This is a genomic window from Pseudomonas sp. MDT1-16 (assembly GCF_054898115.1).
The window spans coordinates 500,720-526,829 of the sequence record NZ_CM142717.1; the positions used below are offsets into that span (position 1 = coordinate 500,720).

General features: G+C 60.0%; 25 protein-coding genes. 12 read left to right on the forward strand and 13 right to left on the reverse strand.

From position 1 onward, the window contains the following. The first annotated feature begins 28 nt into the window (after positions 1–28). Positions 29–448 (forward strand): acyl-CoA thioesterase, encoded by a 420-nt coding sequence (locus tag ACYZT3_RS02245; protein ID WP_462031412.1) that lies wholly within the window; start codon positions 29–31, stop codon positions 446–448. A 68-nt stretch (positions 449–516) separates the two neighbouring features. Here ACYZT3_RS02245 and ACYZT3_RS02250 read toward each other — a convergent pair whose 3' ends face one another. From ACYZT3_RS02250 to ACYZT3_RS02265, 4 genes are all read right to left on the reverse strand, one after another. Continuing rightward, on the reverse strand, positions 517–1,002 hold the full coding sequence (locus ACYZT3_RS02250; protein WP_282377388.1) for a glycine zipper domain-containing protein: 486 nt from the start codon (positions 1,000–1,002) through the stop codon (positions 517–519). A gap of 266 nt (positions 1,003–1,268) precedes the next feature. Further along, the gene (locus tag ACYZT3_RS02255) at positions 1,269–3,617 is read right to left on the reverse strand and encodes an FdhF/YdeP family oxidoreductase (protein WP_462031413.1); all 2,349 of its coding nucleotides are present in this window, start codon (positions 3,615–3,617) and stop codon (positions 1,269–1,271) included. Then, positions 3,614–4,468 carry a formate dehydrogenase accessory sulfurtransferase FdhD gene (gene fdhD, locus ACYZT3_RS02260; protein ID WP_462031414.1) on the reverse strand — a complete coding sequence of 285 codons (855 nt, stop codon included), beginning with the start codon at positions 4,466–4,468 and terminating at the stop codon, positions 3,614–3,616. Before fdhD ends, ACYZT3_RS02255 begins: the two co-directional genes overlap by 4 nt. Before the next feature lie 92 nt (positions 4,469–4,560). After that, on the reverse strand, positions 4,561–5,448 hold the full coding sequence (locus ACYZT3_RS02265) for a LysR family transcriptional regulator (RefSeq protein WP_462031415.1): 888 nt from the start codon (positions 5,446–5,448) through the stop codon (positions 4,561–4,563). Positions 5,449–5,588: 140 nt separating this feature from the next. Here ACYZT3_RS02265 and lysM point away from each other — a divergent pair, with 140 nt between their 5' ends. Next, entirely contained in the window at positions 5,589–6,029 is a 441-nt protein-coding gene (gene lysM / locus ACYZT3_RS02270) for a peptidoglycan-binding protein LysM (protein ID WP_282377383.1), read from the forward strand. Positions 6,030–6,083: 54 nt separating this feature from the next. Here the strand turns inward: lysM and ACYZT3_RS02275 are convergent, their stop codons facing one another. Both ACYZT3_RS02275 and ACYZT3_RS02280 read right to left on the reverse strand, forming a co-directional pair. Next, positions 6,084–6,815, reverse strand: a complete 732-nt coding sequence (locus ACYZT3_RS02275; RefSeq protein ID WP_282377382.1) for an enoyl-CoA hydratase — start codon at positions 6,813–6,815, stop codon at positions 6,084–6,086. Then, on the reverse strand, positions 6,812–7,042 hold the full coding sequence (locus ACYZT3_RS02280) for a universal stress protein (protein WP_462031416.1): 231 nt from the start codon (positions 7,040–7,042) through the stop codon (positions 6,812–6,814). The genes ACYZT3_RS02275 and ACYZT3_RS02280 overlap by 4 nt, the downstream gene beginning before the upstream one ends. A gap of 186 nt (positions 7,043–7,228) precedes the next feature. On the opposite strand from ACYZT3_RS02280, the gene ACYZT3_RS02285 reads away from it, so the two are divergent. From ACYZT3_RS02285 to ACYZT3_RS02305, 5 genes are all read left to right on the forward strand, one after another. Then, positions 7,229–8,143 (forward strand): LysR family transcriptional regulator, encoded by a 915-nt coding sequence (locus ACYZT3_RS02285; RefSeq protein ID WP_129439381.1) that lies wholly within the window; start codon positions 7,229–7,231, stop codon positions 8,141–8,143. A 235-nt stretch (positions 8,144–8,378) separates the two neighbouring features. Further along, positions 8,379–9,926, forward strand: coding sequence for an MFS transporter (locus tag ACYZT3_RS02290; RefSeq protein WP_462031417.1), 1,548 nt, complete (start codon positions 8,379–8,381; stop codon positions 9,924–9,926). Between the two features lie 25 nt (positions 9,927–9,951). Continuing rightward, complete coding sequence (locus ACYZT3_RS02295; protein WP_282377379.1) at positions 9,952–11,028, forward strand: HlyD family secretion protein; 1,077 nt, start codon at positions 9,952–9,954, stop codon at positions 11,026–11,028. After that, a complete protein-coding gene (locus tag ACYZT3_RS02300; RefSeq protein WP_462031418.1) occupies positions 11,025–12,494 on the forward strand; it encodes an efflux transporter outer membrane subunit in 1,470 nt (489 codons plus the stop codon). Before ACYZT3_RS02295 ends, ACYZT3_RS02300 begins: the two co-directional genes overlap by 4 nt. 82 nt (positions 12,495–12,576) lie before the next feature. Continuing rightward, on the forward strand, positions 12,577–13,371 hold the full coding sequence (locus ACYZT3_RS02305) for an SDR family NAD(P)-dependent oxidoreductase (RefSeq protein ID WP_282377377.1): 795 nt from the start codon (positions 12,577–12,579) through the stop codon (positions 13,369–13,371). A gap of 72 nt (positions 13,372–13,443) precedes the next feature. Here ACYZT3_RS02305 and ACYZT3_RS02310 read toward each other — a convergent pair whose 3' ends face one another. The 3 genes from ACYZT3_RS02310 to yrfG form a co-directional block, all read right to left on the reverse strand. After that, positions 13,444–13,878 (reverse strand): thiamine pyrophosphate-dependent enzyme, encoded by a 435-nt coding sequence (locus ACYZT3_RS02310; protein WP_282377376.1) that lies wholly within the window; start codon positions 13,876–13,878, stop codon positions 13,444–13,446. Further along, positions 13,821–14,066, reverse strand: a complete 246-nt coding sequence (locus ACYZT3_RS02315) for a hypothetical protein (RefSeq protein WP_462031419.1) — start codon at positions 14,064–14,066, stop codon at positions 13,821–13,823. The genes ACYZT3_RS02310 and ACYZT3_RS02315 overlap by 58 nt, the downstream gene beginning before the upstream one ends. Positions 14,067–14,134: 68 nt before the next feature. Further along, the gene (gene yrfG / locus ACYZT3_RS02320) at positions 14,135–14,797 is read right to left on the reverse strand and encodes a GMP/IMP nucleotidase (RefSeq protein ID WP_462031420.1); all 663 of its coding nucleotides are present in this window, start codon (positions 14,795–14,797) and stop codon (positions 14,135–14,137) included. 89 nt (positions 14,798–14,886) lie between these two features. On the opposite strand from yrfG, the gene nudE reads away from it, so the two are divergent. Further along, positions 14,887–15,453 (forward strand): ADP compounds hydrolase NudE, encoded by a 567-nt coding sequence (gene nudE / locus ACYZT3_RS02325; RefSeq protein WP_033058385.1) that lies wholly within the window; start codon positions 14,887–14,889, stop codon positions 15,451–15,453. Next, complete coding sequence (gene cysQ, locus ACYZT3_RS02330) at positions 15,450–16,277, forward strand: 3'(2'),5'-bisphosphate nucleotidase CysQ (RefSeq protein WP_462031421.1); 828 nt, start codon at positions 15,450–15,452, stop codon at positions 16,275–16,277. Before nudE ends, cysQ begins: the two co-directional genes overlap by 4 nt. 98 nt (positions 16,278–16,375) lie before the next feature. Here cysQ and ACYZT3_RS02335 read toward each other — a convergent pair whose 3' ends face one another. The 4 genes from ACYZT3_RS02335 to rfbC form a co-directional block, all read right to left on the reverse strand. Further along, positions 16,376–16,831, reverse strand: coding sequence for a thioesterase domain-containing protein (locus ACYZT3_RS02335; RefSeq protein WP_462031422.1), 456 nt, complete (start codon positions 16,829–16,831; stop codon positions 16,376–16,378). 40 nt (positions 16,832–16,871) lie between these two features. Then, entirely contained in the window at positions 16,872–18,260 is a 1,389-nt protein-coding gene (locus ACYZT3_RS02340; RefSeq protein ID WP_462031423.1) for a sigma-54-dependent transcriptional regulator, read from the reverse strand. Further along, positions 18,257–20,065: a sensor histidine kinase gene (locus ACYZT3_RS02345; protein WP_462031424.1), complete on the reverse strand. Its 1,809-nt coding sequence runs from the start codon at positions 20,063–20,065 to the stop codon at positions 18,257–18,259. Before ACYZT3_RS02345 ends, ACYZT3_RS02340 begins: the two co-directional genes overlap by 4 nt. A 73-nt stretch (positions 20,066–20,138) precedes the next feature. After that, the gene (gene rfbC / locus ACYZT3_RS02350) at positions 20,139–20,684 is read right to left on the reverse strand and encodes a dTDP-4-dehydrorhamnose 3,5-epimerase (RefSeq protein ID WP_462031425.1); all 546 of its coding nucleotides are present in this window, start codon (positions 20,682–20,684) and stop codon (positions 20,139–20,141) included. A 197-nt stretch (positions 20,685–20,881) separates the two neighbouring features. Here rfbC and ACYZT3_RS02355 point away from each other — a divergent pair, with 197 nt between their 5' ends. From ACYZT3_RS02355 to aguA, 3 genes are all read left to right on the forward strand, one after another. Beyond that, complete coding sequence (locus ACYZT3_RS02355; RefSeq protein ID WP_462031426.1) at positions 20,882–23,794, forward strand: aminotransferase; 2,913 nt, start codon at positions 20,882–20,884, stop codon at positions 23,792–23,794. A gap of 324 nt (positions 23,795–24,118) precedes the next feature. Then, the gene (gene aguB, locus ACYZT3_RS02360) at positions 24,119–24,997 is read left to right on the forward strand and encodes an N-carbamoylputrescine amidase (RefSeq protein ID WP_462031427.1); all 879 of its coding nucleotides are present in this window, start codon (positions 24,119–24,121) and stop codon (positions 24,995–24,997) included. 5 nt (positions 24,998–25,002) lie between these two features. After that, positions 25,003–26,109, forward strand: coding sequence for an agmatine deiminase (gene aguA, locus ACYZT3_RS02365; RefSeq protein WP_462031428.1), 1,107 nt, complete (start codon positions 25,003–25,005; stop codon positions 26,107–26,109). Position 26,110 lies beyond the last annotated feature (1 nt).

Genomic DNA, 26,110 nt, shown 5'->3' on the forward strand with positions numbered 1-26,110 from the left:
CGTGGGAACGATCCTCAAGGCGAGACCCATGAATCAACGCACCGACTACTTTCACTTCCAGCCCATCACCACCCGCTGGCACGACAACGACGCTTATGGTCACGTCAACAACGTCACTTACTACAGCTTCTTCGACACGGCGGTGAACACCTACCTGATCGAAGTCGGCGGCCTGGATATTCATGACGGCGAGGTGGTCGGTTTTGTGGTGAGTTCGGCTTGCGATTACTTTGCCTCCATTGCCTTCCCCGATCGGATCGAGATCGGTTTGCGGGTGGGCAAGTTGGGCAACAGCTCGGTGCAATACGAGCTGGCCGTGTTCAAGGCCGGGGAAGACGAAGCCTGCGCGGCGGGGCGCTTCGTGCATGTGTTTGTGGATCGGGCGTCGAATCAGCCGGTGGCGATTCCTGCCGGGTTGCGCGATGCAATGGAGCGCTTGGTAGTTTGACAGGTAAAAAAATCGCAGCCCGAGGGCTGCGATTTTTTGATTTACCGGTCCACGAGGCGATTCAAGCCTCAGTCGTCATGGCGATGTTTATGCTTGCGATGGCCGTAGGCATGGCCGCGACCCCGATGGCCGTCACGGTAGTAGCGACGATCATCATGACCACGACGATAGGAGCGACGATCATCATCGTCATCGCTCTTGTTGCCCATGTAGTTACCCAGCGCGCCACCGGCGCCGCCGCCTGCTGCGGAGCCGATCAGGCTGCCGGTGGTGCCGCCCATGCTGCGGCCGACCACGTTACCGCCTGCTGCGCCCAACGCACCGCCAATGGCTGCTTCGCCACGGCTGCGTTTGTCTGCGCCAACAGCGCTACCACCCGCGCCGCCCAGGGCCGCGCCAATGGTGGAACCTGTATTGCCGCCTAATGACTGACCGACGACCGAGCCCAGAACCCCGCCCAATGCGCCGCCCACACCTGCTTCGGTGGTGCCGCCGGCAGAAGCGATGCCACTGACCAGGCCAAGGGACAACAAGAGAATCGAGGAGAACTTCATAGAGGAACCTCAAGGGGATGACGGCGCGATCCTGAGGCTGTGTCATGGTTGTGACAATCGAAATCCGACGAGTAACACGACTTGTACACAATTCTATAAGTTGCTGTTTTCCGGGCGGAACTTAAGGGTTTTTTGCCGGTCTTTAGTTACTTCAGACAGGCCGTTTCCATGCAGAAACGGCCTTTTTTGTGGGCGATTGGAAAGCGTTCGAATGGTGCCGATACAGGTGTTGTCAAGTCGGACGCCTTCGCGGGCCTGCTGCCGCGTTAAGCCGACTTGGCCATAATCAACCCCGTCTCACTCGCCGCTTCCAACCGGATCGCCACAAACTTCGACGTCGGCGTATGGCTGCCATCCCCGATGCTTTCCAGCGGCACCAGCGGATTCACTTCCGGATAGTAAGCCGCCGCTTGCCCGGCAGGAATATCAAATGCCAGCAGCGTAAAGCCCTTCACCCGACGCTCACGGCCATCATCCCAAATCGAAACGATGTCAGCCTTTTGCCCCGGCTTGAACCCCAGGCGAATGATGTCGGCTTCATTGACGAACAACACATCACGCTGACCTTTGACTCCGCGATAGCGGTCATCGAGCCCATAAATCGTGGTGTTGTACTGATCGTGAGAGCGCATCGACTGCATGATCAGGTCCGGCAATACGCCGGTGGCGCGAGTGCGTTCGTGCACCAGATCTTTAGGCAGGATGTTCGGACGGAAATTTGCGCGCCCCGACGGCGTGTTCCAGCGTCGCGTGCCGGCGCTGTTGCCCAGATGGAAACCACCCGGGTTCTTGAGCTTCTCGTTGAAGTCGCGAAAGCCCGGAATGGTGTCGGCGATCAGGTCGCGGATGCGGTCGTAATCGGCCACCAGCCAGTTCCAGTCCACCGGTTTGCTGCCCAGGGTCGCGGCGGCGATGCCGGCAATGATCGACGGCTCCGAGCGCATCTGGTTCGACAGCGGCTGCAACTGGCCGTTGGAGGCGTGAACCATGCTGAACGAGTCTTCGACGGTCACCGCTTGCGGGCCTTCGGTCTGGATATCGATGTCGGTGCGGCCCAGGCACGGCAGGATCAGCGCGTCTTTACCGTGAGCCAAATGGCTGCGGTTGAGCTTGGTGCTGATTTGCACGGTCAGGTCGCAGTTGCTCAGGGCCTGGAAGGTCCGTGGGCTGTCCGGGGTGGCTTGGGCGAAGTTACCGCCCAGCCCGATAAAGACTTTCGCCCGACCGTCGGCCATGGCATGAATCGCCTCGACCACGTTGTGGCCATTTTCACGTGGCACCTTGAACTGGAAGCGGCGCTCCAGGGAATCGAGGAACGCCACCGGCGGACGTTCGTTGATGCCCATGGTCCGGTCGCCCTGCACGTTACTGTGGCCACGCACCGGGCACAGACCGGCACCCGGCCGGCCGATGTTGCCGCGCAGCAGCATCAGGTTGGCGATTTCCTGGATGGTCGACACCGAATGGCGATGCTGGGTGATGCCCATGGCCCAGCACATGATGACGTTCTTGCTTTTGGCGTACATGCGCGCCGCTTGCTCGATCTCCACCAGCGGCAGGCCGGACTGCTCGACGATCTGCTCCCACGGGGTATCGTCGATGGCGGCAAGATAGTCCAGCACGTTGACGCTGTGTTCATTGAGGAAGTCGTGATCGAACACCGCGGGTGCACCAGTCTTCTGCGCCTCGCGCTCCCATTGCAGCAGGAATTTCGCCATGCCGCGCAGGATCGCCATGTCGCCACCGAGGGCCGGACGGAAGAACGCGGTGTTGGTCGGCTTGTCGCCGTTGGTGAGCATTTCGAACGGGTGCTGCGGATGCTGGAAGCGTTCCAGGCCGCGTTCCTTGAGCGGGTTGACGCACACCACTTGAGCGCCGCGTTTCACCGCTTCGCGCAACGGTTCGAGCATCCGTGGGTGGTTGGTGCCAGGGTTCTGGCCCCAGACGAAAATCGCATCGGCGTGTTCGAAGTCGTCAAAGGTTACGGTGCCTTTGCCGACGCCGACACTTTGCGCCATGGCCACACCGCTGGCCTCGTGGCACATGTTCGAGCAGTCGGGGAAGTTATTGGTGCCATAGGCGCGCACGAACAATTGATACAGATACGCCGCTTCATTGCTGGCGCGGCCCGAGGTGTAGAACTCGGCCTGATTCGGACTCGACAGGCCGCGCAGATGCTTGGCGATCAGGGCGAAGGCATCATCCCAGCTGATGGGTTGGTAGCGATCGGTTTCGGCGTTGTAGCTCATCGGCTCGGTCAGACGGCCCTGATATTCCAGCCAATAGTCGCTCTGCTCCAACAATGAACTGACGCTGTGCCTGGCGAAAAACGCACCGTCGACACGGCGTTTGGTCGCTTCCCAGTTCACCGCTTTGGCGCCGTTCTCGCAGAACATCACCATGCCCTTTTCCGGAGAATCGCCCCAGGCGCAACCGGGGCAGTCGAAGCCGCCGTTCTGGTTGGTCTTGAGCATTATGCGGATGTTTTTCAGCGCGTTATCGCTGGTCAACCAGGCCTGGGCGACGCTGATCAGCGCGCCCCAGCCACCGGCTGGGCCTTTGTAGGGCTTGTAGCGGGGGACGGGTTTCTGGTCGGCTTGACGATGTTGACTCACGCTTGATTCTCCAACGCAGGGCTGTAGACCCGCGGTGCACTTTTCTGCGGCAGGTGGATGAGATTGAGGTTGTGACGACGGGCCCATTGCACGGCAAGGCCCGTGGGCGACGACAGGCTGACCAGGGTCTGGATGCCTGCGCGCAATACTTTCTGGATCAATTCGAGGCTGCAACGGCTGGTGACAATCGCCAGCCCGCCGGTCGTCGGGATCTTCTGCCGGATCAGCCCACCGATCAGCTTGTCCAGGGCGTTGTGTCGACCGATGTCTTCGCGACCCAGCAGCAATTGGCCCTGACTGTTCATAAACACGGCGGCGTGCACCGCGCCGGAGTACTGGCCCAGCGGCTGGAACGCACTGATGCGCTGACGTAAACCATCGAGCCATTCGGCGGGTGGCAAGGGTGCGCCGGGCAGGACCTTGAGGTCTGGCAACGCCTGTTCCACCGCTTCCACACCGCAAAGCCCGCAACCGCTGGTGCCCGCCATTTGCCGACGTTGTTGCTTGAGATTCCAGAAGGCGCGGTTGGCGATGGTCACTTGCGCGTACTGCGCCGATCCCGAGCCGCTGAGTTGCAGGTCATAAATATCGGAAGCGTCTTCGATGATGCCGCTACCGAGGCTGAAGCCGACGATGAAGTCTTCCAGATCCGTTGGTGTCACCAGCATCACAGCCTGGCTGATGCCGTTATAGGCAATCGCCAACGCAACTTCCTCAGCTAGCGCCGTGCTGGCCGATTCGGCGCTTTGCGTTTCGGTGTGGCGAAGATCGCAGTAGCTGTAGGTCTGGCTGGCAGCGGGCGCTGGCGTTTCGAGGGCAGGCGCCGCGCAGGCAGGGCGCTTGGCGTTCATGGCATCACCGACGGTTTGATTAGCTTTAAGCCTAGGCGCGTCAAGTTGTCGCGTCTAATCGCTAATACTGATCTGCCGATAGATGGCGTCGATCAAGAGCTCGGCAGCGATTGCTGAAGAATCGCGAAACAGGCTTCCGCGAGTGCCGAACGCGGCGCGCTGCGACGCATGATCAGACCCAGCCGGGCAAGGGTCTGGGCATTTTCGATGGGTTGCAAGCGCAAATGATCGGTCAGTTTTTCCAGGCCGCCGTCCAGCGGCATCACGGCGCAGCAGAGTCCCCCGTAGACCGCTTGTAACAATTGGTGGACAGCATCGGTCTGCAACAAGGGGTGTGGGGTGAGGCCGCGGCTGTGGAAGTTGTGGTCGATGGACTGCCGAAAATGCATGCCGCTGGTGAGCATGCCCAGCGGCAGCTCGATCAGCGATTCCCAGCTCAGCGGCGCCTCGCCGAAACTGAAGAAGCGCTGATCGTAGAGCAGACCCATGCGGGTTTCGCTGAACGCCAGGGAGTCGAAGCGTTCGCCGTCCAGTCGCTCCAGGTACGACACGCCCAGATCCAGGCGATTGTTCGCCAGTTGTTCGAGGATCTGTTCGGAACTCAGCGCTGAGAGTTCGAAGCGCAGATTCGGGTGCTCGGCGTGCAGGCGTTGCATCAGTGGCAGCGGATCGAAGCTCGACAGTGGCACCACGCCCAGGCGCAACGTACCGACCAGATTACCGCGACAGGCAGCCGCTTCGGCCTGCAAGCCGTCGTAGGCTGCCAGCACGGTGCGCGCCCAGGCCAGCACCCGTTCACCCGGTGCGGTGAAACCCTCGAAGCGCTGACCGCGATTGACCAGGGGCAACTCGAGTTCTTCTTCGAGGCTGCGCAGGCGCATGGAGAGGGTCGGTTGGGTGATGTGACAACGCGCGGCGGCCTGGCCGAAATGCCGGGTTTCGTCGAGGGCGATGAGGAATTTCAGTTGCTTGATGTCCATCTTCTCTCCAGAGCGCGGTCAGGCTCGAGATTCTAACGCGCTTGCAGAGCACTTGAGTCATTGGTCGGATCGCAACCTCGTTCTTTGCTGTTGGTCTAGTCTTTCGCGTCTGGACCTCATAAACCCAAGGAGAGTGCATCATGAGTATTTTTAGCTTTGTGAAAGAAGCGGGCGAAAAGCTTATTGACCTGTTAACGCCGGGTAATGCCAATGCGAGCGAGCAGTTGAAGGAACACATCACCAAGGTCGGCCTGGGCAATCCGAATGTTCAGGCGACAGTAGATGGCGATAAAGTCATAGTGACCGGTGAAGTCGCCAGCCAGGAAGAGAAAGAGAAGATTCTGCTGGCCGTGGGCAACATTGCCGGTATCGGCAGCGTTGACGACCAGATCACCGTGACCGGCCCGGTCGCTCAGGCGGCGCGTTTCGTCACCGTGAAAAAAGGCGACACCCTGAGCGCGATTGCCAAGGCTGAGTACAAAGACGCCAACAAGTATCAGAAAATCTTCGAAGCCAACAAACCGCTGCTGTCGCACCCGGACAAGATCTATCCCGGCCAGGTATTGCGTATTCCTGAGTAATGCTTTTCAGCCAGGCTTTCGAGCCTGGCTGAATCCCGATTCCTGCTTGCCTGCTTAGCGATGTTTGAACTGCGGCGGGCGTTTTTCACTGAACGCGTTCATGCCTTCTTTCTGATCTTCGATAGCAAAGGTCGAATGGAACAGCCGGCGTTCAAAGCGTACGCCCTCTGCCAGGCTGGTTTCGAAGGCGCGGTTTACCGCTTCCTTGGCCAGCAGTGTTACCGGGGATGAGAAGCCAGCGATGCGTGAGGCTATCTTCAGTGCCTCGTCGAGCAGCGAGGCAGTCGGCACTAAACGGCTAACCAGACCGCAGCGTTCGGCTTCGACGGCATCCATGGTGCGCCCGGTCAGAACCATGTCCATGGCCTTGGATTTGCCGACAAACCTTGCCAGTCGTTGGCTGCCACCGGCGCCGGGGATGGTACCGAGGGTGATCTCTGGCTGGCCGAAGCGGGCATTTTGCGCTGCGATAATGAAATCGCACATCATCGCCAGCTCGCAGCCTCCGCCCAGCGCATAGCCAGCAACCGCAGCGATGCTCGGCTTGCGAAAGGTACTCAGGCGTTCCCAGTCAAGGGTGATGAAGTCAGCCTTGTACACATCCATGTAGCTCCAATCCTTCATTAGCTTGATATCGGCACCGGCGGCGAAGGCCTTTTCATTGCCGGTAATTACCACTACGTGAGTTTCGTCATCTGTTTCCAGATGATCGAGCAGACGCGCCAATTCGGCATTCAGTCCGGCTGAAAGCGCATTCAGCCCCTCGGGGCGGTTGAGGGTGATCATCGCCACATGGCCATGCTTTTCCAATAAAGCTCACTGCTGGCCGCAGGATATTCCTGCTCATCTGCAGGCTTGATGTGCCCATTTTCCGAAGGCAGGGTGTACGCACTGTCGACGGAAAGCAGGACGTAGAGTCGAGCGGCATCCAGCTTGGAATACTGTGCGGCCAGGTCCAGGACCGATTGGCTCTGGGGCGAACCATCAATAGCAGCGAGTAAGGAGCGAAGCATGTCTGTTCCAACCGGGAGTTAACGGAAAGCAGGTATTCTTGGAAAATCGTACGTTTAGGTAAATGGTTCGTCGCGCACTTAGCACTTAATAGTTGCATACGGCGCAGGCTTCGCGCGCATTGGTGTTTGGTCAGAAACTGCTAGGATTGCGCCAGGATCAATTGATTTTCACAAGGAGTGTTTGTTGTGCATCTTCCAGATATGAATCTGCTGGTGGCCCTGGATGCGCTGCTGGACGAGGGCAGTGTGGTCGGTGCCGCCCGGCGCATGAGCTTGAGCCCTGCGGCGATGAGCCGGACCTTGACCCGGATACGTAGCGCAGTCGGTGACCCGATTCTGGTGCGCGCCGGGCGTGGCCTGGTGCCGACACCCAAGGCGCTGGCATTACGGGCTCAGGTGCGCAGCTTGGTCGAACAAGCTGCGCAGGTGTTCCTTTCGGGTGACGAGGTCGATCTGACGACGCTGGAACGCTGCTACAACTTGCGGGCGAATGACGTATTTGTCGCGGCCTTTGGTGCGCAGCTGCTGGAAATCATGCGCAAAAAGGCCCCACGTACCGTGCTGCGCTTCGTACCGGAAGGCGAGGGCGAGGATGACGCGTTGCGCGAAGGGCGGATCGATCTTTATATCAGTGCGACGCGCAATCTTGGGCCGGAAATCAAAGTTCAGAGCCTGTTCACCACGACCTTTGTCGGCCTGGCCCGGGTGGATCACCCAATCTTTCAGGAAGAAATCACGCCAAAACGTTTCGCCTCCTATGCGCAGGTCAGCGTGTCGCGACGCGGTCGTGCAACCGGGCCGATCGATACCGCTTTGGCCGGGATGGGCTTGCAGCGGCGTGTCGCGTTGATCACTCCTAGCTTTCACTCGGCGATGTTCGCCTTGCCCGATTCCGACCTGTTGCTGCCGCTGCCGGAGCATGTGTTGTGGAGCGTCTCGCGGCTGGGGTTGCCGTTGCGTTCGTTCCGTATCCCTATGGCGCTGGAGACGGTGGTGGTCATGCAGGCCTGGCATCCACGCTTTGATAACGACTCGGCCCATCGCTGGCTGCGTCAGACGTTGAAAGAGAGCTGCGCCAAGTACTCCTCGCCACGGGTTTGAAGCAGCTTGCGCTTCCAGGATCGCCGCAAGCCCCTTCGGGCCGAGCACGACCCCGGCTTATCGCAGCCTGTGGATTGATACGTGCGTTGGGTGCAGCTTAAAGCTTCCCATATGTCAGTTTTCGGAACTATTGCGTCTTCATAAACTATCCAGGTAACCCTTATACCTGGAGTCATGACTCAATGTGCCGTGTGTTGTTTTCTATCTTTCGGGGCGCTGGCCGACGGGTGAACCCGTGAGTTCGCTCGCAGCCTCTGCTGTTATGGCCCCGGCGCTGGAGGTGGCGAAACCCGCACCGGCCACTGCGCCAGTGTTTGGCCTGCGTATTGTGATCGGGCTGATCGGGGTGCTGATTGCCGTATTGGTGGCCGGTCTCAACGAGATGGTCACCAAAGTGGCCATGCCTGACATTCGTGGCGCGCTGTATATCGGTGCGGATGAAGGTACCTGGTTGATCGCCACTTACGCAGCCACCTCAGTCTCGGCCATGGCGTTTGCGCCCTGGTGTTCGGTCACCTTCTCCCTGCGTCGCTTCACGCTCAGCGCCATCGGTGCGTTTACCGTGCTTGGGATTCTCTGCCCGTTCGCTCCGAACCTCGAAAGCCTGATGGTGTTACGAACTTTGCAGGGGCTGGCCGGGGGCAGTCTGCCGCCGATGCTGATGACCGTCGCGCTGCGTTTCCTCCCGCCCGGCGTCAAGCTTTACGGGCTGGCAAGTTATGCGTTGACTGCCACCTTCGGCCCGAGCCTGGGGACTCCGTTGGCCGCGTTGTGGACCGAATACGTCGGTTGGCAATGGGCGTTCTGGCAGATCGTCCCGCCCTGCTTGTTGGCGATGGTCGCGGTTGCATATGGCTTGCCGCAGGACCCGATGCGCTTTGAGCGTTTCAAACAGTTTGACTGGCGTGGCCTGTTGCTCGGTTTGCCGGCGATTTGTGCGCTGGTGATCGGTCTGTCCCAGGGCAATCGTCTGGACTGGTTCGAGTCCACGCTGATCTGCTGGCTGCTTGGCGGCGGTCTGGTGCTGTTGGTGTTGTTCTTTATTAATGAATGGTCGCACCCGCTGCCGTTCTTCAAATTGCAGATGCTGACCAACCTGAACCTGTCGCACTCGTTGCTAACCCTTGGCGGGGTACTGATCGTATTGCTGGCGGTGATCATCATCCCTTCCAGCTACCTGGCTCAGGTGCAGGGTTATCGCCCGGTACAAACTGCGCCGGTATTGCTGATGGTGGCCTTGCCACAGTTGCTGGCGTTACCGATGGTGGCGGCCTTGTGCAACATCCGTCGGGTCGACTGCCGATGGGTGCTGGCAATCGGTCTTGGATTGCTGGCGCTGGCCTGTGCTGGCGGCACGCAAATCACTTCCGAGTGGATTCGTGACAACTTCTACATCTTGCAGCTGTTCCAGGTGTTTGGTCAGCCGATGGCGGTGATCCCGTTGCTGATGCTCGCTACCGGTGGCCTGGCGCCGCAAGACGGCCCATTCGCTTCCGCCTGGTTCAACACCGTCAAAGGTTTTTCGGCGGTCCTTGCTACCGGCGTGCTGGAGGCGCTGACCACGGCGCGGCTGCATTTCCACTCAACCATGCTGGTCGATCACCTGGGCAACTCGCCTCTGGCAGACAGCGACGCTGCAGGGCTTGCCCATCGCATCCACGAACAGGCGGTCGTACTGACGTCTTCGGACTTGTACTACTGCATGGCGCTGCTGGCACTGGCCTTGATTCTGTTGATCCCGTTGATGCCTTCCCGGATCTATCCACCTCGTGCGGTGGCATAGCATTCCATTTAGAGAGAAAGTCGTTATGACTACGCGTAAAAATCAGAAAATTGCCTTGTACACGGTTGCCTTGGTTGCTCTTGGCGGGGTCATCTACCTGGCAGCGCCGCGCCTGTTTGGTTCCGGCTCGCTGCAAACCACTAACGATGCGTTTATCACGGCGGACTACACGTTGGTGGCGCCGAAGGTTTCGGGTTTTATCAGTCAGGTGCTGGTGGAGGACAACCAGCCGGTGAAGGCCGGTCAATTGCTGGTGGTAATCGATGATCGTGACTACCAGGCTGCGCTCCAGGCGGCCGAGGCACAGTCACTGGTTTCGCAGGCGCAGTTTCAAAACGCGAAAGCTACGCTGGAACGCCAGTCGTCATTGATCGCTCAGGCGCAGGCCATGATGGCTGCCGACAAGGCTGAGCAAGCTTTCGCGGAGCACGAACTGACGCGCTACAACCATCTCGCAGGCCAGGGCGCCGGCACCGTGCAAAATGCTCAGCAGGCCCGCAGCCGGGTGGATCAAGCCAGCGCCCGCTTGGCCAATTCGACCGCTGCCTTGGCCGCTTCGCGCAAACAGGTGGATATCCTCAAGGCCCAGCTCGACAGTGCCGACGGAGGCCACAAACATGCGTTGGCATCCTTGGAGCGGGCCCGTTTTGATCTGTCCTACACCCGTCTTGTGGCACCGATGGATGGTGTCGTCGGTGAACGTGCTGCGCGTGTCGGGGCCTATGTCAATCCAGGCGCGAAGATCATGGCGATTGTTCCTCTGGAGCGGGCCTATGTGGTTGGCAACTTCCAGGAAACCCAGTTGACGCATGTGCAGCCAGGGCAGCCCGTGAAGATTCGCGTCGACACCTTTAGTGGCGAGAGCCTCACCGGTCGGGTCGAAAGTATTGCGCCGGCGACCGGGGTGACCTTTGCTTCGGTCAAACCGGACAATGCGACGGGCAACTTCACCAAAGTCGTGCAGCGGATACCGGTGAAGATTGCGCTGGATCCCGATCAACCGTTGGCGAACCGCCTGCGTGTGGGCATGTCGGTGGAAGCCAGTATCGAGACGCAGGACCCGCAGGGAAACGACGCACGTAAAGAGGTCACCCTTCGATGAGTCGGACTTTCCCTGTTCAGCCATTATTGTTGTCGAGCGTGTTGATGCTCTCGGCTTGCAGCGTCGGTCCGGACTTTCAGAAGCCTCAGGGGCCAGGCAACGCAAAGTGGTCCGTGCTGCAAGGCCAGGCTGCCGCCAGTCGCCCAGAGGCTTCGCCGGTTGAAGAACGCTGGTGGGACATCTTTCACGATACGCAGTTGTCTGCCCTGGCTCGCCGTGCTGTCACCAGCAGCCTCGATGTAAAAATCGCCAGTGCTCGTCTGCAGCAGAGTCGAGCGGCGCGCCAGACCATCGCCGCCGATCAATATCCGAGCCTTGATGCCGGTGTCGGCTATGAGCGGGCACGCAACAGCAGCAAGGGCCTGAGTGACCCTTCGGGCAAGGGCGGCAAGTCTGCCTTCAATCTCTGGGAGGGCGATTTCACCGCTGCCTGGGAGCTAGACTTGTGGGGCCGGGTCAAACGCGAAGTGGAAGCGGCCGATGCATCGGTCGAGGTGGATGAGAACGACCGGCGCATGGTCCTGCTGTCGATTCTGGCCGAGACCGCTCGCGATTACATTCAGCTGCGCGGCGTGCAGAGCACCCTCGCGGTCACTCGCGAGAACCTGGATGTTTCCCGGCACAGCCTGAAGCTGTCGCAGATGCGTTTGGCTGATGGCATCGCGACCAATCTGGATGTGGCTGAAGCCGCTGCGCAGGTCGCGGCAGTCGAAGCTCGCTTACCGTTGCTCGAACAGCGTCAGGCACAGTTGATCAATGCGTTGAGCCTGCTGTTGGCCGAGCCACCAAGAGCCTTGCAGGCCGAACTGGAACGACCGGCGCCAGTACCGCAAACCCCACAAAACTTCGCAATTGGCTTGCCGTCGGAGCTGGCCGAGCGTCGTCCGGATATTCGTCAAGCCGAAGCCCGTCTGCATGCCGCGACGGCTGGGATCGGAGTGGCCAAGGGTGATTTCTATCCGCGCATTCGTCTGTCCGGCAACGTGGGTTTCCAGTCTATGCAGCTATCGGATTTCGGGTCCTGGGGCTCGCGCCAATTTGCTATCGGCCCACAGTTGAGCCTGCCGATTTTCGAGGGTGGGCGTTTGCGTGGGATGGTCAAGTTGCGCGAGGCGCAACAACAGGAAGCGGCGCTCGATTACCAACAGGTGGTGCTTCGGGCCTGGCATGAAATTGATGATGTGCTGACCTTGTACAACGCCAGCCAACTGCGACGTGACCGACTGGCCGAAGCGGTGCGGCAGAATCGGATTGCGCTGGAAACTGCGCAAAGCCAGTACGTCGAAGGGGTGGTGGATTTCCTCAACGTGCTGACGGTTCAGAGCGCCTTGTTGGCGAATCAGGAACAACTGGTGGAAAGCTCGACCACGGTCTCGTTGGCCATGGTTGGGCTCTATAAATCACTAGGTGGCGGCTGGCAGTCGATTTATCCGCTGGCAACGGCTGATGCCGGTATCACTGATTGAGGCGCCAGGCTTTTCGAATCAATTACGGCGGACCTTGAGTCCGCCTTTTGTGTCGTTACATCATCCATCGGAGGAAGTAAGCATGAACATATCGTTGCACGGAAAGCGCGCGATCGTCAGTGGTTCCACGGCCGGTATTGGTCTGGCTATTGCTTTCGGTCTGGCCGAGGCGGGTGCTGAAGTGGTCATCAACGGGCGTAGCGAGGAGAGGGTGCGCAAGGCTATCGAGCACATTCTGAGCCGACTGCCGGGTGCTCGGCTGATCGGTCTTGCAGCCGATCTGGGAACCGTGGAAGGCGCGCAGGAACTGTTCTCCAAAATCTCGAATGTCGACATCCTGGTGAACAACCTGGGGATCTTCGAGCCCAAGGGTTTCTTTGATATTACCGATGCCGACTGGCAGCGTTTTTTCGACGTCAACGTGATGAGCGCAGTGCGTCTGTCACGTCACTATGCGCCGGCCATGGCTGAACGTGGCTGGGGTCGGGTGTTGTTCCTGTCCAGTGAATCGGCGTTGCAGATTCCGGCTGAAATGGTCCATTACGGCACCACCAAAACCGCGCTGCTGGCAATCTCTCGTGGCCTGGCGGAAACGCTGGCCGGCACCGGTGTGACGGTCAACGCAGTACTGCCGGGGCCAACGCGCTCTGAAGGTGTCGGCGGTTTCTTCGCGCAGATGGCCGAAGAACAAGGCGTGCCGTCTGAGCAGTTGGAGAAGAGCTTCATCGCGCAACATCGCGCAAGCTCGCTGATCAAGCGTTTGGCGACGACTGAAGAAGTGGCGAATCTGGTGGTCTATCTGGCGTCGCTTCAAGCCAGTGCAACCACCGGTGCGGCGATGCGTGTCGATGGTGGCGTGGTTCGCTCCATCGCCTGATGCAGAGGGAGACCGTTGAAGGTCACTGGAGGCAAGAAGGCATGGGCGGTGACCACCGCCGATGCCTTTGGCTCAGACCGCCATCGACAACGTTTCGGTCGCTTTGGGACTGGGACCGAAATCGAAATCGGCAAACATCTTCGCGAAACGCTTGAGCGACTCAGGGGCATCCGTCCGCTCCATCATCACTTCGATAAACACCAGCTCGTTGGCTGTCGCCGCCTGTTCGACAGCGGCCTCCAATTGATCTTCGGTGTGCACGATCAGCCGTCGAGAGCGATTGCGCGTGTCCAGTACATACGGCAGCTCGGCGTAACGCCAGCGGTTGACGTCGTTGTAGCTGGAGTTCTCGCCGAGTATCAGGCGCTCGATGGTATAGCCGTCGTTGTTGATCAGGAAAATAATCGGCTTGAGGTCACGACGCAGAATCGATGACAGCTCCTGCACGGTCATCTGGATCGAACCGTCGCCGATGAACAGCATCTGCCGGCGTTGCGGTTGGGCCACCAGCGAGCCGAGCAGGGTCGGCAGAGTGAAACTGAAAACAGACCCGTGCTCGTGTCGGTAAATCGAGCGCCGATGCTGATCACGCAGTCTGAGTTTTCAATCGCTTCACGTACGCTCGGAGCCGAACCAGCGCCGACGTAGGTCCCGAGAAACAGGCGATGCGATTCCGGCAGCATGGCCTTCTGCATCCACCAGTAGCGTCGGCGTGCTGGCCTTTGGCGGTCAGCGCGGCGGCTTTTTTCGTTTACGGACAGTTCTAAAGGCCTTCGATCAATTCTCGATAATCCCCCACCGCCGCAAATTCTGCGGTGTCTTTCGGCCCTTTGCGGCTGTCCGGTTCACTCACGGCCAATAGATGCGCAACCCCGAAGTCGCGGGCGCTACGCAGAATCGGCAAGGTGTCGTCGATAAACAGACTGCGCGCCGGATCAAAGCCGATGTCCGCCTGCAGGGCATCCCAAAACTGCGGGTTTTCCTTGGCGAAACCGTAATCATGCGAGCTGATCAACCGCTCGAAGTACGGCGCCAGTTCGATTCTTTCCAGCTTCAGTGACAGCGAATCGCGGTGTGCATTGGTGATCAGCACCACGCGTTTGGCGGCCTGTTTGATCGCCGCCAAAAAAGTGTCTGCGTCCGGTCGCAAGGCGATCAGGTGCGCCGTTTCCAGTTTCAATTCGCGCACCGGCAGTTTGAGCTCGGCGCTCCAGAAATCCAGGCAATACCATTGCAACTGGCCGGCATTGCGCTCGAACAGTGGCTGCAATTCCATCTCGGCCATGGCCCGGCTCACCCCGTGCAACTCAGCGTAACGCTGGGGCAGGTGCTCCATCCAGAAATGGTTGTCGTAGTGCAGGTCCAGCAGCGTACCGTCCATATCTAGCAGTACGGTGTCGATGTCGCGCCAGGGCAGCAGGGACATAAAAACTTCTCCAGCGGTAAAAAAGATATCCGAGGTCAACAATCAGGATAGGCCGGGTATAGTAACGCGTTCACGCCAAGGAGCTTTTCATGCGCCAGAAACCCACCATCCTCGCCCGCGAGATCGTCGCCACCAGCCGTTTGTTCTGCGTCGAAGAGCTGAAGTTGCGCTTTTCCAATGGCGTGGAGCGCACGTATGAACGACTGGTGGGCAAGGGCGCCGGTTATGGCGCGGTGATGATCGTGGCGATGCTGGATGCAGACCACGCGGTGTTGGTCGAAGAGTATTGCGGCGGCACCGATGAATACGAGCTGTCCTTGCCCAAAGGCTTGATCGAGCCGGGTGAAGACGTGCTGGCGGCGGCCGAACGTGAACTCAAGGAAGAGGCCGGGTATGGCGCGCGGCAACTGGAGCATCTGACTGAGTTGTCGTTGTCGCCCGGTTACATGAGCCAGAAGATCCAGGTGGTGTTGGCCACCGATCTGTACGAAGAAAGCCTTGAAGGCGATGAGCCCGAGCCGATGGGTGTGGATAAAATTAACCTGCGTGAGTTGTCGGCCCTGGCCCAGAACCCGCGATTCACTGAGGGCCGTGCGTTGGCAGCGCTTTATCTGGCCCGTGATCTGCTGACTCAGCGTGGAGTGTTCCAGCCATGAATTTCCCCCATCCGTTGATTGCGCCTGTTGTTGAGCTGGCGCTGAAAGCCGGTGAAGCCATTCTGCCGTTTTGGCGTGCGAACGTCGTCGTGACAGCAAAATCCGATGATTCTCCGGTGACGGCCGCCGACATGGCCGCTCACCATGTGATCCTGGCCGGGCTGACGGCGCTGGACCCGAGCATCCCGGTGCTGTCCGAAGAAGACGCCAACATTCCCCAGAGCGTGCGCGCCGGGTGGCAGCGTTGGTGGTTGGTCGACCCGCTGGACGGGACCAAGGAGTTCATTTCCGGTAGCGAAGAATTCACCGTCAACATCGCGCTGATCGAGCAGGGGCGAGTGGTGTTTGGCGTGGTGTCGATGCCGACCAACGGGCGCTTCTACGTCGGTGGTGCTGGTTTGGGCGCGTGGCGTGGCGATAAAGGCGCAACGCCGCTGCCAATTCAGGTGCGCGACGTGCCAGCGGCGGGCGAGGCATTTACCGTGGTTGCCAGTCGTCGGCATTCAAGTCCTGAGCAGGAGCGCTTGCTGGCCGGGTTGAGCGACAGTCTGGGTGAGCTGCACTTGGCCAATATCGGCAGTTCGTTGAAGTTTTGTTTGCTGGCGGAAGGGGCGGCGGATTGTTATCCGCGGTTGGCGCCGACTTCGCAGTGGGACACGGCCGCTGCGCAAGGCGTGCTGGAAGGGGCTGGCGGTGAGGTGCTGGATTTGAGCGGTGCGCCGTTTTGTTATCCGGCGCGGGAATCGTTGTTGAATGAGTTTTTTTTGGCGCTGCCGGCGAAGGCTGCTTGGCGGGAGAAGTTGTTGACGTTGGCGCGGGCCTGAAGATCAAGGGATCGCAGCCTCGTTTCACTCGACAGCTGCTACAGAGAAGCGCGCCCTTGTAGCAGCTGTCGAGTGAAACGAGGCTGCGATCTTTTGCTTCAACGGTGAAGGACGTACTGCCCGGTAAACGTCACCGCATCTTCCTCACTCCCCACATTCACAATCCTTGAATGCAGCTTCAACCGCGCCCGTCCATACCGCTCATACATCGCCAAAAACTTCTTCCACACCGCCGCACTCGGCGCCTGGCAGATCGCTGTCGCGTCCATGGTCACCGGCAATGGATAGCTGATATGCCCTTCATGAATCACGATGTGCCCGCCTTTAACCCCTTCTTCACGCAATCGTAAATGCAGCCAACCCCAACCCGCCAGCACCGCGCCGCAATACAGACTGCCGCCGAACATGGTGCTCTTGTGGTTGACGTTGGCCTCCAGCGGCAAGTGCAGGCGCAGTTGCTGGTCGTGCCAGTCGAGCACCTTGAGGCCCATGTCCCGCGTAAGGGGGATGTCGCGATGGAGGACTGATTCCAGATGACGACTGTCGCGGTTCATGCACGGATCTCTTGTTTGAAAGTGATGACTTGACGGTAGCTCAATCGAGTTCGTCGGTGTGGCTGCTGGCGCCACCGTCGGCGAAGTTCAACCCGTGCTTGCGCAGTTTGTCGTGCAAGGTTTTGCGCGGGATACCGAGGGCTTCGGCGAGGCTGCGCACGGAACTGTGAGAGCGCGCCAGTTCGGCGGCGATCAAGGTTTTTTCGAAGTTTTCCACTTGTTCGCTGAGACCGCCGCTGACCCCTTCGACCGTCATGCCCGCAGCCGGCGCGCTGTTGTCCAGCGCCAGTTCCAGGCCCAGGGCAAAGCGTTCGGCGGCGTTTTGCAGTTCGCGCACGTTGCCCGGCCAGGTGTGGCGCAGCAGCAGGGCGCGTTGTCCCGGTTGCAGTTCATGGGGCGGTAAGCCGTGGCGGGTGCTGGCTTCGTCGGCGAAATACTGGAACAGCATCAGCGCATCTTCGCCGCGCTCGCGCAGCGGTGGAATACGCAGCGGTGCGACGTTCAGACGGTAATACAAATCGGCACGGAAGCGGCCCTGATCGGCGGATTGACGCAGGTCTTCCTTGGTCGCGGCGATGATGCGGATGTCCAGCGGGATCAGCTGATTACCGCCCAGGCGCTCGACGACGCGCTCCTGCAGCAAACGCAGCAATTTCACCTGTACATCCAGGCTCATGCTTTCGATTTCATCGAGGAACAACGTGCCGCCATTGGCGAATTCGAACTTGCCGATGCGGCGCTTTTGCGCGCCGGTAAAGGCGCCTGGCTCGTGCCCGAACAGCTCGCTTTCTACCACCGACTCGGCCAGGGCGCCGGCATTGATCGCCACGAACGGACCGTTACGACGGCTCGACAGATCATGCAAAGCACGTGCGACCACTTCTTTACCCGCACCGGTTTCACCCAGGATCAGCACATCAGCCTTGGTCGCCGCCAATGCTCCGATCTGCTCGCGCAGGCGCAGCATCGATGCCGATTGCCCGACCAGTCGGGTACTCAGTTCATTGCGATCGCTCAGGGCCAGACGCAGGCTGCGGTTGTCCAGCACCAGCCGGCGCAAGGCCAGGGCACGGCGCACGCTGTCGAGCAGGGCGTCGCTGGCGAAGGGCTTTTCCAGAAAGTCATAAGCCCCGGCGCGCATCGCTTGCACGGCCAGCGGCACATCGCCGTGCCCGGTAATCAATAGCACTGGCAGATCCGGGTCCTGGGCATGCAGTTCGGTCAGCAGTTCGAGACCGTCCATGCCCGGCATGCGGATGTCACTGACCACCACGCCGGGCCAGTCGCGCTCCAGTTTTACGGCCAGGCCCTTGGCTTCGGCCAGTGGCAGAATTTTCAGGCCGGCGAGGTCCAGGGTCTGGCTCAGGGCCTGACGCAGATGCGGATCGTCGTCGATCAGCACGACCTGGATGCGGTTGTCGATGGTCATGCACTTCGGTCCTCGGACGGTTGCAGGCTCACACCCGGTGCGCCTGCACGCAGCTTCAGGGTAATCAGGGCGCCGCCTTCCTTGTGGTTGGCGAACGACAGTTCACCCCCGAAGGCACGCATCAGGGTTTCGCAAATCGCCAACCCCAGACCAAGCCCCTGAGTGCGGGTCTTGGTGGTGTAGAAAGGCTCGCTGGCACGACCAAGGGCTTCCATGCAAAACCCGGGGCCATTGTCGCGAATGTACAGATTGACGCCGTCGGCGGTGGATTGGGCACTCAACCAGAGCTTACGCGGCGGGCCTTTTTCCGTCAGGGCGTCCAGGGCGTTGGCCAGCAGATTGCCGAGCACCTGACGCAGACGGGTTTCCCCGGCCTCGACCCACAGGGTGGCGGCGGGCAAGTCGCGGATCAGTTCGACTTCCATGCTGCGCCGGCGTTTGGCCAGCAACGCCAGCGCATCGTCCAGCGCCGGTTGCAGGGCGACGCTTTCCGGGGCGTGGCGATCGCGCCGGGCGAAGGCGCGAAGGTGGGCGATGATTGACGCCATTCGCCCGGTCAGTTCGCTGATCAGCTTGAGGTTGCCGCGCGCATCGTCGGTGCGCTGATGATCGAGCAGCACTTCGGCGTTTTCCGCGTAGCTGCGGATCGCCGCCAGCGGTTGATTCAACTCGTGGCTGATGCTCGCCGACATGGTGCCAAGGGCCGACAGTTTACCGGCCTGCACCAGATCATCCTGAGCGCGAACCAACTCTTGCTGGGCCTGTTCGCGTTCCAGCACTTCCTGTTTCAATCGACGGTTGAGACCTTCGAGGTCGCTGGTCCGCTCGGCTACCCGGCCTTCCAGTTCATGACGGGCCTTGGCTTCGAAGGCGATCCGTTCGAGGTAATGTCGGCGGCGCTGCATCATCAGGCCCAGCAGCAACATCAACACCAACAACGTCGCGCCCCCGATGGCGACGACCGTGCGCACCGGGCGATCGATCAAGGTGCGTGGGGCGAGGATGCTGACGTTCCAACCGGTTTCTGCGATTTGTTGGGTCTGTGTCAGCCAGGCATTGGGGTTGAGCCTCAATGGTTTGGGATCGCGGGTCGGATAGGGTTGAATGGCGGTGATAGCCTTGCGTTCTTCCTCGCCCAACGGACGGGTCGAGCGGAATCGCCACTCGGGCCGCGACGTGAGAATGACCACGCCGTTATGGTCAGTCAGCAGCAGTTGTTCCGGGGTTTTGCCCCAGAGGCTTTCGGTATGGTCCAGGTCGACCTTGACCACCAGCACACCGATGATCTTTTCGCCGCTACGCACGGCGGCGGCGAAGAAATAGCCGCGCTTGGCCGATGTCGTTCCCAAGCCGAAAAAACGCCCAAGCCGCCCGGCCATGGCTTCGCTGAAATACGGCCGGAAGGAAAAATTACGCCCGACGAAACTGTCGTGTTTGTCCCAATTGGACGCGGCCAGGGTCTTGCCCGTGGTGTCCATCAGGTACATGACTTCGGCGCCGGTCTGGGCACTGATGTTTTTCAACAAACGGTTGGCGTTGCCCTGAGTGACACCATCGTCGGGCGCGCCAAGGACGGCTCGCAGCGCCGGCAGATCGCCGAGGATCTGCGGCAACACTTCATAACGGTGCAGGGTGCCCAGCAGGTTGGCAACGTAAAGGTCGAGCGTCTGACGGTTCTGCCCGGCCAGTTCGCTGCGGTAATAACGCTCGGCCAGATGCTCCAGCGGCCACAGCAACGGCGCCAGGCACAGTGCCAGCAGGGCCAGGCTGCGCCAGCGGGGTCTGCGGGGGAGGGTCGGAGTCATGAGCATCGAGCGCCTGTGGGTACAGGCGCATTATGCCTAGGCTTGCGGGCGCAGTCTGCGCACCGTGGGTGTTTCAGGAAAAGACGTCAGCGTCCTTGAAGAGCGCGGCAGCCTGATCTTTGCCAGACAATTGCGGTGCTTCGTCCAGTTGCCAATCAATGGCCAGGTCCGGGTCGTCCCAGCGAATGCAGCGCTCGGCGGACGGGGTGTAGTAGTCGGTGGTTTTGTAGAGGAATTCGGCGAACTCGCTCAGTACTACAAAACCGTGGGCGAAACCCTCCGGGACCCAGAGTTGGCGATGGTTCTCGGCGGACAGACGCACGGCCACCCATTTGCCGAAATGTGGCGAACTGCGGCGAATGTCCACAGCCACGTCAAGTACTTCGCCGACTGTGACGCGAACCAGTTTGCCCTGGGTGTTTTCCAGCTGGTAATGCAGGCCGCGCAATACGCCTTTTTGCGAGCGGGAATGGTTGTCTTGAACAAAATTCGTCTCAAGGCCAGTCGCTTTTTTGAAAGTCTTGGCATTGAAGCTTTCATAGAAGAAACCGCGCTCGTCACCAAATACCTTGGGTTCGATGATCAGAACACCGGGCAGCTCGGTGGTGACTACTTTCATGGTCTTTCTCCAGCAATAGGCGTTGATGGGCGACATTCTTGCGCAAAGTGCCGGCCGGTGCGAGTGGAGTGTTTTTTTTCCTGATCCGTTCACTGATTTTGTCGAGCATCCGGTAGGTGTCAGGCAGGCGAAGGGGGTTGCGTATCGCCCCAAGCAGTGGCGTTATAAGCGCCTAGTAAAATTTCAGGGGTCGTTGTATGCCGCTCGCCACGTTGATTCATCGCGCCAGTTTGCCCAGCCCGCAAGTGTCTGCGGAGCAAGCGCTTGAGCTGTTGAAGGGGCATTACGGGCTGAGTGGAAGGTTGCAGGCCCTCGGCAGCCAGCAGGATCTTAACTATCGGGTCGACAGCGACCAGGGGCGTTTTGTCCTGAAAATCTGCCGTGGCGACTACTCGGCGCTGGAGCTGCACGCCCAGCACGCCGGGCTCAAGCATTTGGGTGAACACCCCGATGTGCAAGTGCCGCGAGTGATTGCGGCCAAAAACGGTGCAGAGCTGCTCTCTCTGGAAGTCGGCGGCCAACCGGTGCACGTGCGCCTGCTCGATTACATCGAAGGCCAGTCGCTTACACACCTTGATCATCTGCCCGGTTCAGTGGTGGCCGGATTTGGTCGTCTCTGCGGAAAAATGGATCTGGCCCTGGCCGGTTTCGACCATCCGGGCCTCGAGCGCACCCTTCAATGGGACGCCCGCCACGCCAGCGCGTTGATCGCGCATTTGCTGCCGGTCATCAAGGATGAGCAGCAGCGCCTGCTGATCGCTGATGCGGCTGAACGGGCCGAGCGTCATTTGCTGCCGCTTGTGGATAAGTTGCCGGTGCAGGCGATTCACATGGACGTCACCGACGACAACGTGGTGTGGCAGCGAGATTCGCAACGCCAGTGGCAATTGCAGGGTGTGATCGATTTCGGCGACCTGGTTCGTACCTGGCGCATTACTGATCTGTCGGTGACCTGCGCGGCGCTACTGCACCACGCTGATGGCGATCCGTTCTACATTTTGCCGGCGGTTCAGGCCTATCACGCTGTCAATCCGCTCACGCATGAAGAGCTACTGGCGCTCTGGCCGCTGATCGTCGCCCGTGCGGCGGTGTTGGTGCTCAGCGGCGAACAGCAGGTCAGTATCGATCCTGGCAACGAGTACAGCCGCGACAACCTCACCCACGAGTGGGAGATTTTCCGCGTCGCTACATCGGTGCCGTTGGCGTTGATGGAAGCAGCGATCCTTGCCTCGGTCGGCCAGAGCCTGCCAAGTATCGGCAGCGAAGGATTTGCGCCGCTGTTGCCGAGTCTGGTCGGGCGTGAGTTTGCGTTGATCGATTTGGGCGTGCTCAGTGCGCATTTCGAGGCCGGTAACTGGGAGCAGGAGGGGATCGATCAGCGCCTGCTGACCGAGGCTGCCGCGACTCACGGTCTGGCGGCCAGTCGTTATGGGCAATATCGCTTGTCCCGCACCCGGCCGGACAGCGCCACTGAGCCGGACACTTGCCCGTTGCATGTCGAGTTGCGAGTGCCCCACGGCACGGCAGTCGAGTCGCCGTTTGCCGGCGTGGTCCATCAGCCGGCGGTGGGTGTGCTGCAATTGGATGGCCCGCAACTGAGTGTGCGTCTGTGGGGCGTGACCCCGTCGCTGCACACGGGCGCAGCGCTGGTCAAAGGACAGGTGCTGGGTTCGGTCAACGGGCCATTGGTGGTGCAGTTGTGTCGAGGCGCTTCGTTCAATGCTCCCTTGTTTTGCACACCGTCTCGCGCCGCCGCCTGGCAAGCGTTGTGCCCGTCACCGGCGGTGCTGCTGGGACTGGCCTGTGACGCCGAAGAAGAACTCGATTCGCAGACGTTGCTGGCCCGCCGCGACGCCAGTTTCGCCCGGACCCAGAAGCACTATTACGTCGACCCACCGCGCATCGAACGTGGCTGGCGCAATCACCTGATCGACATGCAGGGCCGCTCCTACCTCGACATGCTCAACAACGTCGCGGTGCTTGGCCACGGTCATCCGCGCATGGCCGCTGTCGCGAGTCGTCAGTGGTCGCTGCTCAATACCAACTCGCGGTTCAACTACGCAGCGATTGCCGAGTTTTCCGAGCGTTTGCTGAAACTGTCGCCGGATTCCATGGACAGAGTGTTCCTGGTCAACAGCGGCACCGAGGCCAACGACCTCGCGATCCGCTTGGCGTGGGCCTACAGCGGCGGTCGCGACATGCTCAGTGTGCTTGAGGCGTATCACGGCTGGTCGGTGGCAGCCGATGCGGTCTCGACCTCGATTGCCGACAACCCGAAGGCCTTGAACAGCCGTCCGGACTGGGTGCATCCGGTCACCGCACCGAACACCTATCGCGGCGAATTCCGTGGACCGGACAGCGCGCCGGACTACGTGCGCAGCGTCGAACACAACCTGACGAAAATGGCCGAGCAGAAACGTCAGCTGGCCGGTTTCATCTGTGAACCGGTGTACGGCAATGCCGGCGGTATCTCGTTGCCGCCGGGTTACTTGAAGCAGGTTTACGCGTTGGTTCGTGCCCAGGGCGGCGTGTGTATTGCCGACGAAGTGCAGGTCGGCTACGGCCGCATGGGCAAATTTTTCTGGGGTTTTGAAGAGCAAGGCGTGGTGCCGGACATCATCACCATGGCCAAAGGCATGGGCAACGGTCAGCCACTGGGCGCGGTGATCACCCGTAGGGAAATCGCCGAAGCGCTGGAAGCCGAAGGTTATTTCTTCTCGTCGGCCGGCGGCAGCCCGGTCAGTTGCCAGATCGGCATGGCAGTGCTGGATGTGATGGAAGAAGAAAAGCTTTGGGAAAATGCTCAGGTCGTGGGCGGGTATTTCAAGGAGCGGCTTGAAGCGCTGATCGATATTCATCCGCTGGTGGGCGCGGTGCATGGTTCCGGCTTCTATCTGGGCGTCGAGTTGATCCGCAATCGCGAAACCCTGGAGCCGGCGACCGAAGAAACCACGGCGCTGTGTGATCGGTTGCGCGAGTTGGGGATCTTCATGCAGCCGACCGGCGATTACCTGAACATCCTCAAGATCAAACCGCCGATGGTGACCTCGCGTCAGAGCGTGGATTTCTTTGTCGACATGCTGTCGAAGGTGTTGGGAGAAGGACTGTAAACATCACCGTACTGATCGTTCCCACGCTCTGCGTGGGTATGCCTCACTGGACGCTCTGCGTCCGCTCTTGGGACGCGGAGCGTCCCCGGCTGCATTCCCACGCGGAGCGTGGGAACGATCAGTAATAGGGCTAAAATATCGATTGTTATCGGGATTAATTGATGATTTTTCGACAGATGGAGTATTTGTTGCTTTAAAAGCCGATTTATATCGGCTATAAAGTCACCACTGCCCACGTCGTGGACCCACCACGTCCAGCGCTTCCCATTTCTGTCATCGGTCGATGCCACACTCGACCCTCAAGCAATTCCCCGGAGATGATTCATGAGCCGTATCGTTACCGTCGCCGCCACCCAGATGGCCTGTTCCTGGGACCTTGAAGCCAACATCGAGACCGCTGAGAAGCTGGTCCGTGAGGCCGCGGCGAAAGGCGCGCAGATCATCCTGATCCAGGAACTGTTCGAGGCGCCGTACTTCTGCCAAAAGCCGAACCCGGATTACTTGCAGCTGGCCACGACCGTTGAAGACAACGTCGCCATCAAGCACTTCCAGAAAGTTGCCAAAGAGCTGCACGTGGTTCTGCCAATCAGCTTCTACGAACTGGCGGGCCGCGCGCGTTTCAACAGCATCGCGATCATCGATGCCGACGGCAGCAACCTCGGGGTTTATCGTAAAAGCCACATCCCGGATGGCCCTGGGTACCACGAAAAGTACTACTTCAACCCGGGCGATACCGGCTTCAAAGTCTGGAACACCCGTTACGCGAAAATCGGCGTGGGCATCTGCTGGGACCAGTGGTTCCCGGAATGCGCGCGCAGCATGGCGTTGCAAGGCGCGGAAATCCTGTTCTACCCGACCGCGATCGGCAGCGAGCCACACGACAAGACCATTTCGTCCCGTGATCACTGGCAGCGTGTGCAACAGGGCCATGCCGGCGCCAATCTGATGCCGCTGATCGCCAGCAACCGCATCGGCAACGAAGAGCAGGACGGTTACGACATTACGTTCTATGGTTCGTCTTTCATCGCCAACCAGTTCGGCGAGAAGGTTCAGGAACTCAACGAAACCGAAGAAGGCGTACTGGTTCAGAGCTTCGACCTCGACGAGTTGGAGCACATCCGCAGCGCGTGGGGTTCGTTCCGTGACCGTCGGCCGAACCTGTACGGCGCCATCAAAACCCTCGACGGTTCCCTGGAGTCCTGATCACCATGACCACTTTGCACAGCACGCCTCGCGCCGACGGCTTTTACATGCCCGCCGAATGGGCGCCGCAAACCCAGACCTGGATGATCTGGCCCGAGCGCCCGGACAACTGGCGCCTGGGTGGCAAACCGGCGCAAGCCGCGCACGTCGCTGTAGCGAAAGCCATCGCACGTTTCGAACCGGTGACTGTTGCGGTTTCCACCGGCCAATACGAAAACGCCCGTGCCCGTCTGGACGTGCCGAATATTCGGGTGGTGGAAATGTCCAGCGACGACGCCTGGGTTCGCGACACCGGCCCGACATTCGTCATCAATAACAGCGGTGAAGTCCGTGGTGTGAACTGGGACTTCAACGCGTGGGGCGGGTTCGACGGGGGTCTGTACTCGCCGTGGAATCGCGATTCGCAGGTCGGCGGCAAGATCCTCGAGATCGAGCGCAGCCAGCGCTACCGCACCGAGGGCTTCGTGCTCGAAGGCGGTTCGATTCACGTCGATGGCGAGGGCACGCTGATCACCACCGAAGAATGCCTGCTCAACCGCAATCGTAATCCGCACATGAACCGTGCAGAAATCGAAGCGGTGCTCAGTGCGAATCTGGCTGTGGATAAAATCATTTGGCTGCCGGACGGTTTGTTCAACGACGAAACCGACGGTCATGTGGATAACTTCTGCTGCTACGTGCGTCCGGGTGAAGTATTGCTGGCCTGGACCGACGATCCGCAAGACCCGAACTACTCGCGTTGCCAGGCGGCGATGAACGTGCTGGAAAGCAGCACCGACGCCAAGGGCCGCCCATTCACGGTGCACAAAATGCCGATTCCGGGGCCGCTGTATGCGACCGAAGACGAGTGCGCCGGCGTGGATCCGGTGGACGGTACTCAGGAACGTAATCCGACCGTGCGTTTGGCGGGTTCCTACGTGAACTTCCTCATCGTTAACGGCGGCATCATCGCGCCGAGCTTCGACGACCCGTTGGATGGCCCGGCAAAAGAGATTTTGCAGAGTCTGTTCCCGCAGCACGAAGTGGTGATGGTGCCCGGCCGCGAACTGTTACTGGGAGGCGGTAACATCCACTGCCTTACCCAACAACAGCCAGCGCCGCACAAGGAGTGAG

Coding starts and splice junctions, on each gene's coding strand:
- ACYZT3_RS02355 (WP_462031426.1), top strand. CDS start 20,882: ATGCCGCTCGCCACGTTGATTCATCGCGCCAGTTTGCCCAGCCCGCAA.
- ACYZT3_RS02300 (WP_462031418.1), top strand. CDS start 11,025: ATGAGTCGGACTTTCCCTGTTCAGCCATTATTGTTGTCGAGCGTGTTG.
- ACYZT3_RS02275 (WP_282377382.1), bottom strand. CDS start 6,815: ATGATCACCCTCAACCGCCCCGAGGGGCTGAATGCGCTTTCAGCCGGA.
- rfbC (WP_462031425.1), bottom strand. CDS start 20,684: ATGAAAGTAGTCACCACCGAGCTGCCCGGTGTTCTGATCATCGAACCC.
- aguA (WP_462031428.1), top strand. CDS start 25,003: ATGACCACTTTGCACAGCACGCCTCGCGCCGACGGCTTTTACATGCCC.
- ACYZT3_RS02250 (WP_282377388.1), bottom strand. CDS start 1,002: ATGAAGTTCTCCTCGATTCTCTTGTTGTCCCTTGGCCTGGTCAGTGGC.
- ACYZT3_RS02345 (WP_462031424.1), bottom strand. CDS start 20,065: ATGACTCCGACCCTCCCCCGCAGACCCCGCTGGCGCAGCCTGGCCCTG.
- nudE (WP_033058385.1), top strand. CDS start 14,887: ATGCGCCAGAAACCCACCATCCTCGCCCGCGAGATCGTCGCCACCAGC.
- ACYZT3_RS02315 (WP_462031419.1), bottom strand. CDS start 14,066: ATGCAGAAGGCCATGCTGCCGGAATCGCATCGCCTGTTTCTCGGGACC.
- ACYZT3_RS02335 (WP_462031422.1), bottom strand. CDS start 16,831: ATGAACCGCGACAGTCGTCATCTGGAATCAGTCCTCCATCGCGACATC.
- ACYZT3_RS02340 (WP_462031423.1), bottom strand. CDS start 18,260: ATGACCATCGACAACCGCATCCAGGTCGTGCTGATCGACGACGATCCG.
- ACYZT3_RS02280 (WP_462031416.1), bottom strand. CDS start 7,042: ATGCTTCGCTCCTTACTCGCTGCTATTGATGGTTCGCCCCAGAGCCAA.
- ACYZT3_RS02265 (WP_462031415.1), bottom strand. CDS start 5,448: ATGGACATCAAGCAACTGAAATTCCTCATCGCCCTCGACGAAACCCGG.
- ACYZT3_RS02245 (WP_462031412.1), top strand. CDS start 29: ATGAATCAACGCACCGACTACTTTCACTTCCAGCCCATCACCACCCGC.
- lysM (WP_282377383.1), top strand. CDS start 5,589: ATGAGTATTTTTAGCTTTGTGAAAGAAGCGGGCGAAAAGCTTATTGAC.
- cysQ (WP_462031421.1), top strand. CDS start 15,450: ATGAATTTCCCCCATCCGTTGATTGCGCCTGTTGTTGAGCTGGCGCTG.
- aguB (WP_462031427.1), top strand. CDS start 24,119: ATGAGCCGTATCGTTACCGTCGCCGCCACCCAGATGGCCTGTTCCTGG.
- ACYZT3_RS02295 (WP_282377379.1), top strand. CDS start 9,952: ATGACTACGCGTAAAAATCAGAAAATTGCCTTGTACACGGTTGCCTTG.
- yrfG (WP_462031420.1), bottom strand. CDS start 14,797: ATGTCCCTGCTGCCCTGGCGCGACATCGACACCGTACTGCTAGATATG.
- fdhD (WP_462031414.1), bottom strand. CDS start 4,468: ATGAACGCCAAGCGCCCTGCCTGCGCGGCGCCTGCCCTCGAAACGCCA.
- ACYZT3_RS02305 (WP_282377377.1), top strand. CDS start 12,577: ATGAACATATCGTTGCACGGAAAGCGCGCGATCGTCAGTGGTTCCACG.